Raw genomic sequence first — 14,347 nt, 5'->3', positions numbered from 1 at the left:
TGATATTGATGGTACGCGGCGATGCGTCTGGCAGTTAGTAAGGTTGAAACTTTGATAACTTCCTAACCCACCGGGTCAGGACCGTTTTTTCCTCCCGGTGGAGGGCGGGGGCCGAGCCCGTATCATCATCAGGTAATGACGAATTTGCAGGCTTTTCCGCCGTTTCGCGACCAGTAGCGGTCAGCCGTTCGGCAGCTGCAAAACACGCATAGGCGAGTATCATTCCGATCGGCAGATCAACCAGATAGTGCCAGCGAGACGCCACGGCAGCGATGCAGAGATAGCTGAATAGCGGGATATAGATCGGCAGCAATTCGCTCGCATAACGCCGCGCGAAAAGCAGGAAGAGCAGGCTGCCACCGGCATGAAGTGAAGGCATGGCCGCCAGCCCGGTGGTCAGATAGGCTCCGCCATTCTCGGCCAGCCAGTTGTGACCGCCCGCGGCATTGTCTTCCCACACGCCCAACATACCCAACTGGGTTGCGGTCTGGCGCGGCTCGATCCCCGGTTCATACAGGAAGGGCCCCAGTGCCGGCATCACGAGATAGGCCAGCGCGCCCGTTCCTTGAAGGAATAGCGCACCCAGGAAGACCGAACGAAAGCAGTCCGGTGTGCGCAACGCATGATAGCAGAAGCTCACATAGAACATTGTTATGAACGCGATGATGTAGAAATTGCCGTCCAGAGGCAGGATCGGCGCCACCAGTTCCCTGAGCTGGAAGCAGGCATCCACCAACGGACGCAGGGCGGAATCTATCTCCCAATAGAAACCATCCCACAAAGCGGGATTGATGTGGGGCGCCCAGAGTTTCAGATTGAAGTGGCAAGCCATAACGATCGCGTAGCATGGCAAGGCGACGAGAAATGTGGATCGAAGGCGGCGGCGCTGGCCAATCACGGCTATGCCTGCCCACGCTGCCAGCCCCACCAGCGGATAGAGATAATGAACCCCGACAAAGGCCGCTTCGGCCTGGCTGGGAAGGCTGAATGGCAGGTCCAGCAATAGCGAGAAGCCGAGAGTGATGGCCGCAATTGCGACGCAGAAGGCCACGTCCGGCCAATTACGGATCAGCTGTCCCATGCGGCTGCGGCACTAATCCGGCTTGGTTAAGATTGCGTGTGCGGCAAGCCTGACGGCTCAACTCGCAGCAAGGCCGATTAGCCGACAATTAACCAAGCTGTGCCACCGCTTCGCCATGGCGCGCAATGGGGATAGTTTGGCATCCGGACCTGGATTGATTCCGCCGGAGCTTGCGCGAACATCGCAATGGCTGCGCGATAACTGGATGCTGGTCTTTGCAGCGCATCCCCTGCTTCGCCTTGCACTGCTGGCGGAGCCGCCGGGCGAGATGTCCGTCTTTCAATTGGCAGAAAGATTCCTCTGGGTTTCGTTCTGGATCCTGGAAGTCGGAACATTCCTGGTGGCCAATCGCAGTGGATTGGACGTGCCGCGTTTCTTGCGGGAGATCGCTCCCGGCGGGAAGGCCCTGTTGCTGATCTGGTTGGCGGCCCTTGCAATCTCACCCATCTTTGCCGCCTATCCCAGCCAGGCGATCCGCAATTCCCTGGAATGGTGCGTGCACGGATTGTTCGTTGCTTCTGCCTGGCACCTGTTTCGCCGTGACAAGGAAAAGGCCCGGTGTGCGTTCGGCCTGTTTGCTGATTACCTGCCACGTTTCACGGCGTTAACCGGCGTTCTGGTATTGCTCTCCGTCTACTCGATCGGGTTGGAGAGCGATTATATCTTCGGATATGAGATCTATGGCTTCGCCCATATTCGCCACACCGGCTATATCTTCGCTCCGGCAATGGCGCTTGGCCTGTACCGGATGGCGGGCCGGAACAGGCAAACGCGCGAAGCGATGCTGCTGTTCGTTCTCAATGCGGCCTTGTGCCTCTGGTTCGGTTCTCGTGGCCCATTTCTCGCACTGATCTGCGCGGCCATCGCCGGGTATATCCTGTTTCCGGAATTTCGATCGCCGGCCTTTGCTCTGCGTTTTGGCCTGGCAAGCGCGATGGCGGCCGCTTTATCGATACTGGTTCCTTCGCCCCAATCGGGCTTTTTCAATGCCGTATTGCGTTTCTGGCACGGATCGGCGGATCCACAGGAATTCTCATCCGGCCGGACCGAGCTGTGGAAGGATGCCATGCATTTTATCTGGGAGCGGCCATTCTTCGGTCATGGCGGCAGCCAGTTCCAGCATGTCAGCCCGGCGACCAATGGCATGTTCCGGCACCCGCATGATTTCCCGCTTCAGGTTCTGTTCGACTGGGGGATTGTGGGCGGCGGCGCGTTTCTGGCCCTGGTCGCTGCCTTGCTGTGGGCCTGCCTGAAACAGAGGGGAACTGCGCCGCCTCAGATGCGCATGTCGATCATCGCCGCCTTCTGCATGCTGGGTTTTGCCCTGATAGACGGCATCATGTTCTATCCCTACACCGTTGCCCTGACGCTGCTTTTCCTTGTCTATCCGCTTGCGATGCGATCCGGAAATGCCGGTAAAGACACGCTGCAAGCGCACCCGGGCACTTAGCAAGCGAAGCGCCAATTGCTCTCCCCTTCCGGCTACTTTAGGGGTTTTCCGTTTCAAGCGGGGAAAGGGCTGAATTGTCGATACATAACGACCGCGCCGGTCTGCTCTATGCACTTGCCGGGTTCGGCACACTTTCTATCGGGGATGCCATTATCAAGGGGATGGGCGGCATGTGGCCGCCCACGGCGATGGCCAGCACGCGCTATGTGCTGGCGGCAATCGGGCTGAGTGCGATCCTGGCTGCGCGGGAAGGGTGGGGCGCTGTGTTCCATATGCCCCGGGCGCGGATTCAGTGGGTTCGCGGGCTGTCCGTATCCATCGCCACCATTGCCATGTTCACCGCCGTATGGCTGATGCCGCTGGCCGAAGCGACGACGATAACCTTCACGCAACCGATGATCACGGCTCTGTTCGCGGCGATGATACTGGGGGAGAGGCTGCGTCCGGCGGCGATCGGGGCGACGCTGTTCGCCTTTGTCGGGGTGGTGATCGTGCTGCGGCCCAATTTCGCCGAACTGGGCTGGGTGGCGCTGTTCCCGCTGCTGGTGGCCAGCGCCATGGCCATGCTGATGATCGCCAATCGCGCGGCCGCGCATTCGGCCAGCATATTGGCAATGCAGGTCTATATATCGGTAACAGCGTCGGTCATCCTGCTGGCGGCGACGACAATCGGCCATTTCAGCGGTGTCGAAGAATTGCGGATGCACTGGCCGGCCTGGCACGTTTTCGCACGCTGCGCCTTCATTGCGGTCAGCGCCAGCATCGCGCACTGGCTGATCTATATGGGCACATCGAAAGCCGGGGCGGCCACCGTCGCCCCCATGACTTACGGCCAATTGCTGGTGGCCGTGGTGCTGGGCTGGTTGTTCTTTGACGAAGCGCCCGATGCCATCGCCTTGCTGGGCGCGGCAATCATTGTCGGGTCTGGGCTATTTCTGTGGCGGATCAACCGGATGAAGCGCCCTGCCAAGGCCGCGCCATGAACTGCGCATGGTGGCGCCGCTGACCGGGGAAGCAGACAAGGCTTGCTGGCTGTGCGGGCGTCCGCTGGGGCGCCGGGTGCAATGGCACCACACCGTGCCCAAGGCGAAAAAGGGGCGGGAAACCGTTGCCGTGCACCCGATCTGCCACCGGACGATCCATGCCAATTTCACCAATGCCGAACTGGCCCGCATCGGGGCTGATCGTGCCGCGCTGTTGCAGCGGGAGGCGATCGCCAAATTCGTGCGGTGGGTGGCTGACAAGCCGCCTGATTTTCATGCTCCCACCCGCCGCAGATTGAGCTGAGGGCAGGGCGGCGGATACAAAAAGGCCGGCGCATCGCTGCAGCCAGCCCCTATGAACCCTATACGGGCTGAACGCTATGCGGGCGGATCAGTCTTCGACATGCTCCGCAAGAACGGTCAGGCCCTTGTCGCCCACTTCCGCGAAACCGCCGCGGATTTCGATTTCTTCAGGCGCGGCGCCGGCGGTCTTGAAGACCTGAACCGTGCCCTGGCTGATCGTGGACATGAAGGGCGCGTGGCCTTCCAGCACGCCGAAATCCCCCTGATCGCCGGGAACGACGACCATATGGACATCTTCCGAGCGGACCAGCTTGGCCGGGGTTACGAGTTCGAAATGCAGTGCCATGTTCTATTTCCTAACACCTGGACCTTCGACCTGGGTCCGGTCCGGGCCATGAGTTCAAATCGCGGGGGGCGCTGCTTCCGCTTCCATGGCAGGCGCCGCAGCACCCGCCATGATCAGGATCGGAAGCGATGCGCCCCGGCGCATCGGCTCAGGCCTCGTCAGCCATCTTCTTGGCCTTCTCGACCGCCTCGTCGATCCCGCCGACCATGTAGAAGGCAGCTTCCGGCAGGTGGTCGTATTCACCTTCCACAACCGCCTTGAACGAACGGATCGTGTCTTCAAGCTGGACGAACTTGCCCGGAATGTTGGTGAACACTTCGGCCACGTGGAACGGCTGGGACAGGAAGCGCTGGATCTTGCGCGCACGGGCCACGGTCAGCTTATCCTCTTCGGACAGCTCATCCATGCCGAGAATGGCAATGATGTCCTGCAGCGACTTGTACTTCTGCAGCGTTTCCTGAACCTTACGAGCCGTTTCGTAATGTTCCTGGCCAACGACGCGCGGTTCCAGAACACGGCTGGTGGAGTCGAGCGGGTCAACGGCCGGGTAGATGCCCAGCTCAGAGATCGCGCGGCTCAGCGTGGTCGTGGCGTCGAGGTGGGCGAAGGAGGTTGCCGGTGCCGGGTCGGTAAGGTCGTCCGCCGGAACGTAGATGGCCTGCACCGAGGTAATGGAACCCTTGGTGGTGGAGGTAATGCGTTCCTGCAACTGGCCCATGTCGGTCGACAGGGTCGGCTGATAGCCCACGGCCGAAGGAATACGGCCGAGCAGGGCGGACACTTCGGCGCCGGCCTGGGTGAAGCGGAAGATGTTGTCCACGAAGAACAGCACGTCCTGGCCTTCCTGGTCGCGGAAATATTCCGCCATGGTCAGGCCGGACAGGGCAACGCGGGCACGGGCACCCGGCGGTTCGTTCATCTGGCCGAACACCAGCGCCACCTTGGAACCGTCGGAGGTCGCATTGCCTTCCGCGTCCTTGGCGATAACGCCTGCGTCGAGGAATTCGTGATAGAGGTCGTTACCTTCGCGGGTACGTTCACCCACGCCGGCGAAGACGGACACGCCGCCGTGACCCTTGGCGATATTGTTGATCAGTTCCTGGATCAGCACGGTCTTGCCCACGCCGGCGCCGCCGAACAGGCCGATCTTGCCGCCCTTTGCATAGGGGGCGAGAAGATCGATGACCTTGATGCCTGTCACGAGGATGGCGGCTTCCGTCGACTGGTCGATGAATTCCGGCGCTTCCGCGTGGATCGGGGCAGTCTGCTCTGCGCCGACCGGGCCTCTTTCGTCGATCGGTTCGCCGACGACGTTCATGATACGGCCGAGCGTCTTCGGGCCGACCGGCACGGAGATCTGCTTGCCCGTATTGGTCACGGGCTGGCCGCGGGTGAGGCCGTCAGTGCCGTCCATGGCGATGCAGCGCACGGTGTTTTCACCGAGGTGCTGGGCAACTTCGAGAACGAGCGTGGTGTCGCCATTCTTCGTTTCCAGCGCGGTGAGGATCGGCGGCAACTCGCCTTCGAAGGTCACGTCGACGACAGCGCCGATGACCTGGGCAACGGAGCCGTTGGTGGTCTGGTTGAGCACGGGTGCGGTGGCCATGGTGATTTCCTTGCCTTGAACTCGCTTACAGCGCTTCTGCGCCGGCGATAATCTCGATCAATTCGGTGGTGATCGCGGCCTGGCGGCTGCGGTTGTACTGGATGGTGAGCTTTTCGATCAGCTCCCCGGCATTGCGCGTCGCATTGTCCATTGCGGTCATGGATGCGCCCTGTTCCGAAGCCGAAACTTCGAGCAGCGCACCGAACAGCTGGGTCTTCAGGTAGCGCGGCAGCAATTCTTCGAGGATTTCCTCCTCGCCCGGCTCATATTCCACCACGGCGCCACCGGCATCGGCGGTAGCTTGCGGGGCGGGGACCGGGATGATCTGCTGCACGGTCGGCTCCTGGACCAGAGCGGACTGGAAGACCGGATAGACCAGATGGGCAATATCGAACTTGCCCGCTTCGAACATATCGACCAGTTCGGCGGCGACCTTCTCGGCTTCCTCGAAACCGGGATTGCGGACTTCCGAAGTATCGAAATGATGGCCGATGCTGTCCGGAAAATTCCGGCGGATAGGGGCGCGACCCTTGCGGCCGACGAGGTAGAATTCCACCGTCTTGCCGGCTGCGATCAGTTCGCGCGCCTTCTTCACCGCCGCGCGGACGATGTTGGAGTTGAGACCGCCGCACAGGCCCTTGTCGGTATTGACCACCACCAGCAAATGGCGCTGGTCATTGCCCGATCCGCGCAGCAGCAGCGGCGCGTTGTCCTGGCCCGCAACCTTGCCGGCGAGCGAGGCCATGACATCGGCCTGCCGTTCGGCATAGGGGCGCGCGGCTTCGGCCGCGGCCTGCGCCTTGCGCAGCTTTGCCGCCGCGACCATCTGCTTGGCCTTGGTGATCTTCTGGGTCGATTTGACCGAGTTGATCCGGCCCTTGAGTTCCTTGAGTGAAGCCACTCTCGTTCCCTTCCTAATTCGTCATTCCCGCATTGGCAGGAATGACGAAGTTGGATTGCCTTGCTGACCTTACGCGAACTGCTTGGCGAAAGCGTCCAGCGCGGCCTTGGTTTTTTCGGCCACGTCGCCTTCGAACTTCTGCGTGCTGCGGATTTCCTCGAGGATTTCCGCATGCTCGCTGCGCATACAGCTCAGCATGGCAGCTTCGTATTCGGTCACGCGGTCCACGGCCACGCTGTCGAGATAGCCATTGGTACCGGCGAAGATCGACACGGTCTGTTCTTCGAACGGCATCGGGCTGAACTGCGGCTGCTTGAGCAGCTCGGTCAGGCGTGCACCGCGGTTGAGCAGCTTCTGCGTCGCCGCGTCGAGGTCCGAACCGAACTGCGCGAAGGCAGCCATTTCACGATATTGCGCCAGCTCCAGCTTGATCGAGCCGGCGACCTTCTTCATCGCCTTGGTCTGGGCCGAACCGCCCACACGCGACACCGACAGGCCGACGTTAATGGCCGGACGGATGCCCTGGTAGAACAGGTTGGTTTCCAGGAAGATCTGGCCGTCGGTGATCGAGATCACGTTGGTCGGAATATAGGCCGACACGTCACCGGCCTGGGTTTCGATGATCGGCAGAGCAGTCAGCGAACCGGCGCCGTTTTCGTCATTCATCTTCGCCGCGCGTTCAAGCAGACGGCTGTGAAGATAGAACACGTCGCCCGGATAGGCTTCGCGGCCCGGCGGACGGCGGAGCAGCAGGGACATCTGGCGATAGGCCACGGCCTGCTTGGAAAGGTCATCATACACGATCACGGCATGCATGCCGTTGTCGCGGAAGAATTCGCCCATCGCGGCGCCGGTATAGGGCGCCAGATATTGCAGCGGGGCCGGCTCGGAAGCGGTTGCGGCGATAACGATGGAATATTCCATCGCGCCGTTTTCTTCCAGCTGGCGGACGATCTGCGCCACGGTCGAACGCTTCTGACCGACGGCGACATAGATGCAGTAGAGCTTCTTGCTCTCGTCATCGCCGGCATTGACGCCCTTCTGGTTGATGAAGGTGTCGATGGCGACGGCGGTCTTGCCGGTCTGACGGTCACCGATGATAAGTTCGCGCTGGCCACGGCCGACGGGAACCAGGGCGTCGATCGCCTTGAGGCCGGTCTGCACGGGTTCATGAACCGATTTACGCGGGATGATGCCCGGCGCCTTGGCTTCCACGCGCGAACGCTTGTCAGCCTGGATCGGGCCCTTGCCATCGATCGGGTTGCCCAGCGCATCGACCACGCGGCCCAGAAGGCCCTTGCCGACCGGGACGTCCACGATGGTGCCGGTGCGCTTGACGCTGTCACCTTCCTTGATGTCGGAGTCGGAACCGAAGATCACGACGCCGACATTGTCGGCTTCGAGGTTCAGGGCCATGCCCTGCACGCCATTGGCGAATTCGACCATCTCGCCGGCCTGGACATTGTCGAGGCCGTGGATGCGGGCGATACCGTCGCCCACGCTCAGAACGGAGCCGACTTCGCTGACTTCGGCTTCGCTTCCGAAACTTGCGATCTGGTCCTTGATGACCTTCGAGATTTCTGCGGCGCGGATTTCCATGTGGTTTTGCCTTTCGTGAGCCTTTGCGGCGTCAGCCCTTCATGGCCTGGGCGAGAGTATTGAGACGGGTGCGGATCGAACTGTCGATACGCTTGGAACCGATGGTGACGACGAGCCCGCCCAGAAGGTCGGGATCGACACGCGATTTCAGCTTTATGGTGCGACCTTCGCGAGCGCGGAGCTTCTTCTCCAGCTCGGTCAGCTGCTCGTCGGAAAGCGGGTGGGCGCTGGCCACTTCCGCGCTCACCTCGCCACGCTGGGCGGCGGCGATGGTGTGGAAGGCGCGGATCATCGAGGGCAGATCGCCCATCCGACGGTTCTCCGCGAGAACGCCCAGGAAATTACGGGTCAGCTCCGCAAGGCCCAGCAGCTGGGCAATGCCCGTAGCCACCTTGGCCAGCTGGCTGCGGCTCACTTCCGGATTGCGGATGAGCGAACGCAGTTCAGCCGATTCGGCCAATGCCGCGTCGAGCTTGTCGAGATCGCTCTCGACAACGGAAACATTGCCCGCCTCGCTAGCGAGGTCGAACAGGGCCGATGCGTAACGCCCGGCTAGGCTTGCCTGAATACCGGCGGAAAGCTCCACGCGCTAAGGTCCTTTTGGGTCCGAGGAAACGGTAAACTGAGGCCTGCCGAAAAGGGCGCAGAAACTGCACCCCGGCATGGCTGGCGCGCGACTAGCATCGGGGGGCGGGGGATGCAAGCCAGTGGTCAGCGAACAGTGTCGCACTTGTAGACAAGCCGTTCGTTAGGCTGTTCGGGAAGCAGCGACAGGATCGCCGATTGCCGCGCGCCGAAACTGCGCGCCGCGTCTTCCCCGCCGCCGCAGGCCGGGGCCTGATATTCCGCGCGTGCCTTTCGCGCATTGGCCATTTCGGCATGCCCCAGCAGATAACGATCTATCCGATATTCGCCTTCCTGCGGGTCAAACCGATTGACCGATACGGCGGCTTCGTTGCCCGGCACGAACACGCGGGTCCAGTCGCCATTGGTCAGGCCATATTGGGTGGACCCGTTGACGCAGCCATCATCGCTCCATTCCAGCGGCAGATCGTCGGTGGGGGAACTGGTGACGCGGCTGCGCTGCGTATCGAGCACGCATATATATTGCCCGTCGGTGGGCTGCGGCGCAGGTGCGATGACGCCGTTATCTTCGGCATTCATTTCCGCACGAAGCAGTTCCTGCAGGCGATCTTCCACTTCGTCGAAACCGGGGCGGGAGAGCCAGCCGATTCCCGCGCCGAGTATGGCGATCACGGCAATGCCGCCCGCAATGCGGACCTGTCCGCGCTCTCCGCGTCCATTGGCCAGAAGGGCATAGCCGCCTGCGCCCAGTGCAATGAACGCCAGCAACATGGACAGAGCCATGCGATTGTCCCGCTCGGCCAGAATCGCGAATTCTATATCACGCCGTGCTTCGGCGCTGCGGCGGGCCAGCGCTTCCTGCTGCGCCTGCGCCTTCTGTTCGCGGGCAAGCCGTTCCCGCTCGGCGCGCTGGCGTTCCTGCTCGTCCAGATCGTCCAGGCTGCGGCAGGGCAGGCCGTTGACCTGCGGGGTGATATCGTTCGCGCGGAGGAAAGGAAGCAGTTCGCGAGTGGAAACGGCGAAGAAGAATTCCGCATCCGCGCCGCCGCTTTCCGCGCCGAAACTGTTCACCCCGACCACGCGCCCGCAATCGTCCACCAGCGGGCCGCCGCTATTGCCGCGCGCGATGGGGGCGGTGTGCAGAAGCGAATCGAAATCGCGCGTAGGCCGGCTGCCGGAAAGGAAGCCGGTGCTCGTCACCGGCGGTTGCGACTGGAATATCTGGGTGATGGAAAGGCCCTGCGCCCGGTCCACATTCATCGGATAACCGATGGAGGTGACCGATCCGCTGTCCCTGGGCGGGTTGCCGGAAATGGTCAGCGGCGCCAGATTCATCGGGCTGGTCGTGGCAAGCAATGCCAGGTCGTTCCTGGGGGAGACGGATACCAGCCGGCCGTAAACGGCGTTCTCTCCGTCAGACGGAACGATGCCGATTGCGAGATCGGGGTCGTCGATCGCTTCCTGCACGACATGGGCATTGGTGATGATCCGTTCCGGCGAAACGGCGAAACCCGTGCCGTGCGAAACCGGGATGACTTCCGCGCCGTCATGTTCGACGATGACCACGCGCACTACTCCGCGTGAGGCGGCTTCTATGTCCGCCGGGCCCGCACTGGCCGCAACCGGGGCAAGCAGGATCATCGCGGCGAACAGCCGGGCAAGCCAGAAGGAGGTTATCGGAGACTGCGCCATCGGCGCGCCTTGTCGCGTTCAATTGCTTTGAACGCAAGACACAGGAAGCGCTGCCTTCTCTGGCCGGTTATCGAAAGCGTGAACGGATCGGCTGCGCTGGATGCGTGGACCAGTCGGCCCTATGATCGGCAATGGCATGAGAGATGGCACATGGCGCTCGAACAGATGAAGGTGGCGGGCATCGACCCGGAAGAAGCATGGGCAGCCGTGCTGCGCCGCGACCGGGCGTTTGACGGTCGCTTCGTCACCGGCGTGCTCTCCACCGGAATATATTGTCGCCCCTCCTGCGCCACGCGCCATCCCCGGCGGGAAAATGTCCGCTTTTTCGATTGCGGCGCCGATGCGCGCGAGGCGGGCCTCCGGCCATGTCTGCGCTGCCTGCCGGACGATGTCTCACGCGAAGGAAAGGCCGTGGGCAAGGCGATCGAAGCGATCAAGTGCGCTGCCAGCGTGCCTACGCTCGCCGATCTGGCACGGTTGACCGATTATTCGCCGAGCCATTTCCAGCGGATGTTCAAACGAAGCACTGGCCTTTCCCCCGCCGAATATGCCCGCGCACTGCGGCGGGAGCGGGCGGGCGAGGCGTTGAGCGGCGGGGACAGCGTGACCGGCGCCATATATGAAGCCGGATATGGCGCGGCTTCCCGCTTCTACGAAGACAATAAGGGGAGGATGGGCATGGCACCATCTGCGTGGAAAAATGGCGGGCGCGGTGTGAGCATCCGCTGGGCGGTCGTGGAAACCACGCTTGGGCCAATGCTCGTCGCCGCGACGGACAAGGGTGTGTGCCGCCTGTCCTTCAATGAAGGGGAGGAGCATTTGCGGGCCCGTTTCCCGCAGGCGGAACTGGTGCCGGGCGGGGCGGAATTCGCGGGCTTGCTGGACAAGGTGGTTGCCGCTGTCGAGCAGCCGGGCAGCGGCGGGGCCGATGTGCCGCTGGATGTCCAGGGCACGGCGTTTCAGGAAAAAGTGTGGCAGGAATTGCGCCGCATCCCGCCGGGCGAAACCCGATCATACGCGGAAATTGCCGCGGCCGTTGGCAATCCGGGGGCGGTGCGGGCGGCGGGCAGTGCCAATGGCGCGAATAATGTCGCCGTCCTGATACCCTGCCACCGCGTAGTGCGCAGTGACGGAACGCTGGGCGGCTATGCCTATGGCCTGGATATCAAGCGTGAATTGCTGGCGCGGGAGCGGGATTAGAACTGCTGCATCCCGAACGCCGCCTCAACGCGTCTGGTCCGGCTTACCCGGCTTCGCTTTCTTGCCGTCGACAAGAACCGCCTGTTGCCAGCGGCCCGGCGCCTTGTCGGTCCGGTGGATGCAGCCGGCCCAGCAGCACGGACGCTTCTTTCCATCACGCAATTCGTCGCAGGTTCGGGCGATGCGCCGGGCACGCGTCGTTTCCTTTTTTGCGTCTTCGATCCAGCAGATGAATTCGTTCCGGCCGAGAGGCGTAAGGCTTTCCCAAAGCGTCAGCAAAGCCGGATCGGAACGGATCGCGACCTGAAGGTCATCGCTTGCCTGGTGGACGGTGCCATGAGGGAAGCTGTTGGCCATGAAGCTCCTTATACAAAGCTGTAAGGATCGATATCGACACTGACCCGAACACCCTGGGGGAAGGAAAGTGCCCCCAGCCAGTCCCGAATGACATTCTGCAATTCGGCGGAACGGCGGGCATTGAGCAGAAGGCGATAGCGATAGCGCCCGCGCAGCAACGCCATGGGCGCGGGGGCGGGGCCTAATATCTGCACATCGGGCAGGTTGGGCCTTATCGCGCCGATGCGGTTGGCGGCTTCGCGGGCTTCGGGTTCGTCCTCGCTCGACACGATGATCGCGCCCCAGCGGCCGAAGGGCGGGGCGCCCGCATGGCGGCGCGCCTCTGTCTCTGCGGCATAGAAGGCATCCCGGTCCCCTGCGGCGAGCGCGGCGATCACTGCGGCATCGGGGTGGCGCGTCTGGATCAGCACTTCGCCCGGCTTGGCCCCGCGACCGGCCCGGCCAGCCACCTGCGCGACTTGCTGATAGGTTCGTTCCGCCGCGCGCAGATCCCCACCTTCAAGGCCCAGATCGGCATCGACCACGCCCACCAGCGTCAGTTCGGGGAAGTGGAAACCCTTGGTTACAAGCTGCGTCCCCACGATCACGTCGATTTCCCCGGCTTCGGCCATGGCCACGAAGGCGGCGGCCTTTTCGGGGCTGTTCAGCGTGTCTGATGTTGCCACGGCAACCCGCGCTTCGGGCATTATCTCCGCCACTTCATCCGCGATCCGTTCCACGCCCGGACCGCAGGCGACCAGGCAATCGGGTTCACCGCATTCGGGGCAGCGATCGGGTGTTGCGGTTTCATGCCCGCAATGATGGCAGGCGAGCCTGTGCGACAGGCGATGTTCGACCAGCCATGCACTGCAATTGGGGCATTGGAAGCGATAGCCGCAATGGCGGCACAAGGTCAGCGGGGCATATCCACGCCGGTTGAGGAACAGCAGCGACTGTTCCTTGCGCTCCAGCCGGGCGAATAATTCACGCGCCAGCCGCGGCGCGAGCCAGCGGCCCTTTTCTGGCGGTTCCTCGGTCAGATTGACCGTTTCGATATGCGGCAGGCTCGCCCCGCCGAAACGGCTTGGCAAAACAAGCCGTTCATAAATCCCGCTTTCGGCCATTTGCAGGCTTTCCAGCGCGGGCGTGGCACTGGCCAGGATTGCGGGGATCTTCTCGAACCGGGCGCGCATCACGGCCACGTCGCGCGCATTGTAACGCACGCCGTCATCCTGCTTGAAACTGATCTCATGCGCTTCATCGACCACGATCAGGCCCAGCCGCGCATAGGGAAGGAACAGGGCGGAACGCGCACCGACCACTACTTGCGCTTCCCCGCTGGCGATTGCCCGCCACGCACGCCGCCTTTCGGTCGATTTGAGCGAGGAATGCCACACGATCGGGGCGGCGCCGAAGCGATTCTCGAACCGGCGGAGAAAAGCCTCCGTCAGGGCGATCTCGGGGAGGAGGACGAGGGTTTGCCGATTATTTCGCAGCGCTTCGGCGATGGCTTCGAAATAGGTTTCCGTCTTGCCCGAGCCGGTGACGCCGTCCAGCAGGAAGGGGGCAAATCCGCCATCGCGCATCGCCTGCACCAGTCGCCCTGCCACCTCGCCTTGTTCGGCGGACAGGTCCGGCTGGTCGAAATCGGCGCGGGCCTTTTCATATGGGCGATCGCAATCGACCACGACGGGTTCCAGCACGCCCTGATTCACAAGGCCTCTCAACACGCCTTCGCTGACGCCTGATATATCGGCCAGTTCCCGCATCGTGGCCTGTTCACCCTCCAGCGCGGCGATGGCCAGTTCACGCTTGGGCGTCATCCGTTCGGGCATTCCGCCGGACAGGCGATATTCGGTCATGGTGGCCGGGCCTTTCAGCGCACCGCCGCTGGACAGCACCATCCGCGCGACCGACGCCAGGGAAGCGCAGTAATAATCCGCCGTCCATTCTATCAGCCGCCGCAATTCGGGCTTCAGCGGGGGAACCGGCAGGACGCCCAGAATGGGGCGCAGCCTGGCATCGGGAACCGTATCGCCCGGCAGCCGTCCTTCATCCCAGACGATCCCCACGATCTGCCTTGGCCCAAGGGGCGCGATGACGACAGAGCCCGGTCCGACATCCATCCCTTCCGGAACGCGATAGTCGAGCGGGCCAAGCGCGGCGTTGAAGATGATCAGTCGGACGCGGTTCATGACGGCGCCTGCTATATGGGCGGCCAGCAATGCGCGCGGCAAGCGCGGGGACAAGGAAAATTGGGATTCT

At 62.6% G+C, this 14,347-nt stretch carries 13 protein-coding genes; 4 read left to right on the top strand and 9 right to left on the bottom strand.

The genetic code is table 11. From position 1 onward, the window contains the following. Nucleotides 1-34: 34 nt before the first annotated feature. Nucleotides 35-1,081 carry a phosphatase PAP2 family protein gene (locus WYH_RS04720; RefSeq protein WP_235979915.1) on the bottom strand — a complete coding sequence of 349 codons (1,047 nt, stop codon included), beginning with the start codon at nt 1,079-1,081 and terminating at the stop codon, nt 35-37. 136 nt (nt 1,082-1,217) lie between these two features. On the opposite strand from WYH_RS04720, the gene WYH_RS04715 reads away from it, so the two are divergent. From WYH_RS04715 to WYH_RS04705, 3 genes are all read left to right on the top strand, one after another. After that, on the top strand, nt 1,218-2,531 hold the full coding sequence (locus WYH_RS04715) for an O-antigen ligase family protein (RefSeq protein ID WP_169780709.1): 1,314 nt from the start codon (nt 1,218-1,220) through the stop codon (nt 2,529-2,531). A gap of 74 nt (nt 2,532-2,605) precedes the next feature. Beyond that, nucleotides 2,606-3,514, top strand: coding sequence for a DMT family transporter (locus tag WYH_RS04710; protein ID WP_235979917.1), 909 nt, complete (start codon nt 2,606-2,608; stop codon nt 3,512-3,514). Nucleotides 3,515-3,521: 7 nt separating this feature from the next. Further along, nucleotides 3,522-3,818: an HNH endonuclease gene (locus WYH_RS04705; RefSeq protein ID WP_046902919.1), complete on the top strand. Its 297-nt coding sequence runs from the start codon at nt 3,522-3,524 to the stop codon at nt 3,816-3,818. Between the two features lie 87 nt (nt 3,819-3,905). Here the strand turns inward: WYH_RS04705 and WYH_RS04700 are convergent, their stop codons facing one another. The 6 genes from WYH_RS04700 to WYH_RS04675 form a co-directional block, all read right to left on the bottom strand. Further along, nucleotides 3,906-4,163: an ATP synthase F1 subunit epsilon gene (locus tag WYH_RS04700; RefSeq protein ID WP_046902918.1), complete on the bottom strand. Its 258-nt coding sequence runs from the start codon at nt 4,161-4,163 to the stop codon at nt 3,906-3,908. Between the two features lie 148 nt (nt 4,164-4,311). Further along, nucleotides 4,312-5,769 carry a F0F1 ATP synthase subunit beta gene (atpD, locus tag WYH_RS04695; RefSeq protein ID WP_046902917.1) on the bottom strand — a complete coding sequence of 486 codons (1,458 nt, stop codon included), beginning with the start codon at nt 5,767-5,769 and terminating at the stop codon, nt 4,312-4,314. Between the two features lie 25 nt (nt 5,770-5,794). Then, complete coding sequence (locus WYH_RS04690) at nt 5,795-6,670, bottom strand: F0F1 ATP synthase subunit gamma (protein ID WP_046902916.1); 876 nt, start codon at nt 6,668-6,670, stop codon at nt 5,795-5,797. 69 nt (nt 6,671-6,739) lie between these two features. Further along, nucleotides 6,740-8,269 (bottom strand): F0F1 ATP synthase subunit alpha, encoded by a 1,530-nt coding sequence (gene atpA / locus WYH_RS04685; RefSeq protein WP_046902915.1) that lies wholly within the window; start codon nt 8,267-8,269, stop codon nt 6,740-6,742. 31 nt (nt 8,270-8,300) lie between these two features. Beyond that, nucleotides 8,301-8,855 carry a F0F1 ATP synthase subunit delta gene (locus WYH_RS04680; protein ID WP_046902914.1) on the bottom strand — a complete coding sequence of 185 codons (555 nt, stop codon included), beginning with the start codon at nt 8,853-8,855 and terminating at the stop codon, nt 8,301-8,303. Between the two features lie 125 nt (nt 8,856-8,980). Then, nucleotides 8,981-10,546 carry a trypsin-like peptidase domain-containing protein gene (locus WYH_RS04675; protein WP_046902913.1) on the bottom strand — a complete coding sequence of 522 codons (1,566 nt, stop codon included), beginning with the start codon at nt 10,544-10,546 and terminating at the stop codon, nt 8,981-8,983. A gap of 150 nt (nt 10,547-10,696) precedes the next feature. Between WYH_RS04675 and WYH_RS04670 the strand changes: the two genes are divergently transcribed. Continuing rightward, nucleotides 10,697-11,746: a bifunctional transcriptional activator/DNA repair enzyme AdaA gene (locus WYH_RS04670; RefSeq protein WP_046902912.1), complete on the top strand. Its 1,050-nt coding sequence runs from the start codon at nt 10,697-10,699 to the stop codon at nt 11,744-11,746. Between the two features lie 24 nt (nt 11,747-11,770). Here the strand turns inward: WYH_RS04670 and WYH_RS04665 are convergent, their stop codons facing one another. Together WYH_RS04665 and WYH_RS04660 are read right to left on the bottom strand one after the other, a co-directional pair. Continuing rightward, a complete protein-coding gene (locus tag WYH_RS04665) occupies nt 11,771-12,103 on the bottom strand; it encodes a YdeI/OmpD-associated family protein (RefSeq protein ID WP_046902911.1) in 333 nt (110 codons plus the stop codon). Nucleotides 12,104-12,111: 8 nt separating this feature from the next. Beyond that, nucleotides 12,112-14,277 (bottom strand): primosomal protein N', encoded by a 2,166-nt coding sequence (locus tag WYH_RS04660; protein WP_046904814.1) that lies wholly within the window; start codon nt 14,275-14,277, stop codon nt 12,112-12,114. Between the last annotated feature and the right edge of the window lie 70 nt (nt 14,278-14,347).

It is taken from the genome of Croceibacterium atlanticum, assembly GCF_001008165.2.
Classification (GTDB): Bacteria; Pseudomonadota; Alphaproteobacteria; order Sphingomonadales; family Sphingomonadaceae; genus Croceibacterium_C; species Croceibacterium_C atlanticum.
This window is presented reverse-complemented; position numbering and strand designations above follow the sequence as displayed.

Bases quoted from the DNA above. Each gene is read 5' to 3' on its own strand.
- WYH_RS04720 (WP_235979915.1), bottom strand. From the start codon at position 1,081: ATGGGACAGCTGATCCGTAATTGGCCGGACGTGGCCTTCTGCGTCGCA.
- WYH_RS04705 (WP_046902919.1), top strand. From the start codon at position 3,522: ATGGTGGCGCCGCTGACCGGGGAAGCAGACAAGGCTTGCTGGCTGTGC.
- WYH_RS04700 (WP_046902918.1), bottom strand. From the start codon at position 4,163: ATGGCACTGCATTTCGAACTCGTAACCCCGGCCAAGCTGGTCCGCTCG.
- atpD (WP_046902917.1), bottom strand. From the start codon at position 5,769: ATGGCCACCGCACCCGTGCTCAACCAGACCACCAACGGCTCCGTTGCC.
- atpA (WP_046902915.1), bottom strand. From the start codon at position 8,269: ATGGAAATCCGCGCCGCAGAAATCTCGAAGGTCATCAAGGACCAGATC.
- WYH_RS04675 (WP_046902913.1), bottom strand. From the start codon at position 10,546: ATGGCGCAGTCTCCGATAACCTCCTTCTGGCTTGCCCGGCTGTTCGCC.
- WYH_RS04670 (WP_046902912.1), top strand. From the start codon at position 10,697: ATGGCGCTCGAACAGATGAAGGTGGCGGGCATCGACCCGGAAGAAGCA.
- WYH_RS04665 (WP_046902911.1), bottom strand. From the start codon at position 12,103: ATGGCCAACAGCTTCCCTCATGGCACCGTCCACCAGGCAAGCGATGAC.
- WYH_RS04660 (WP_046904814.1), bottom strand. From the start codon at position 14,277: ATGAACCGCGTCCGACTGATCATCTTCAACGCCGCGCTTGGCCCGCTC.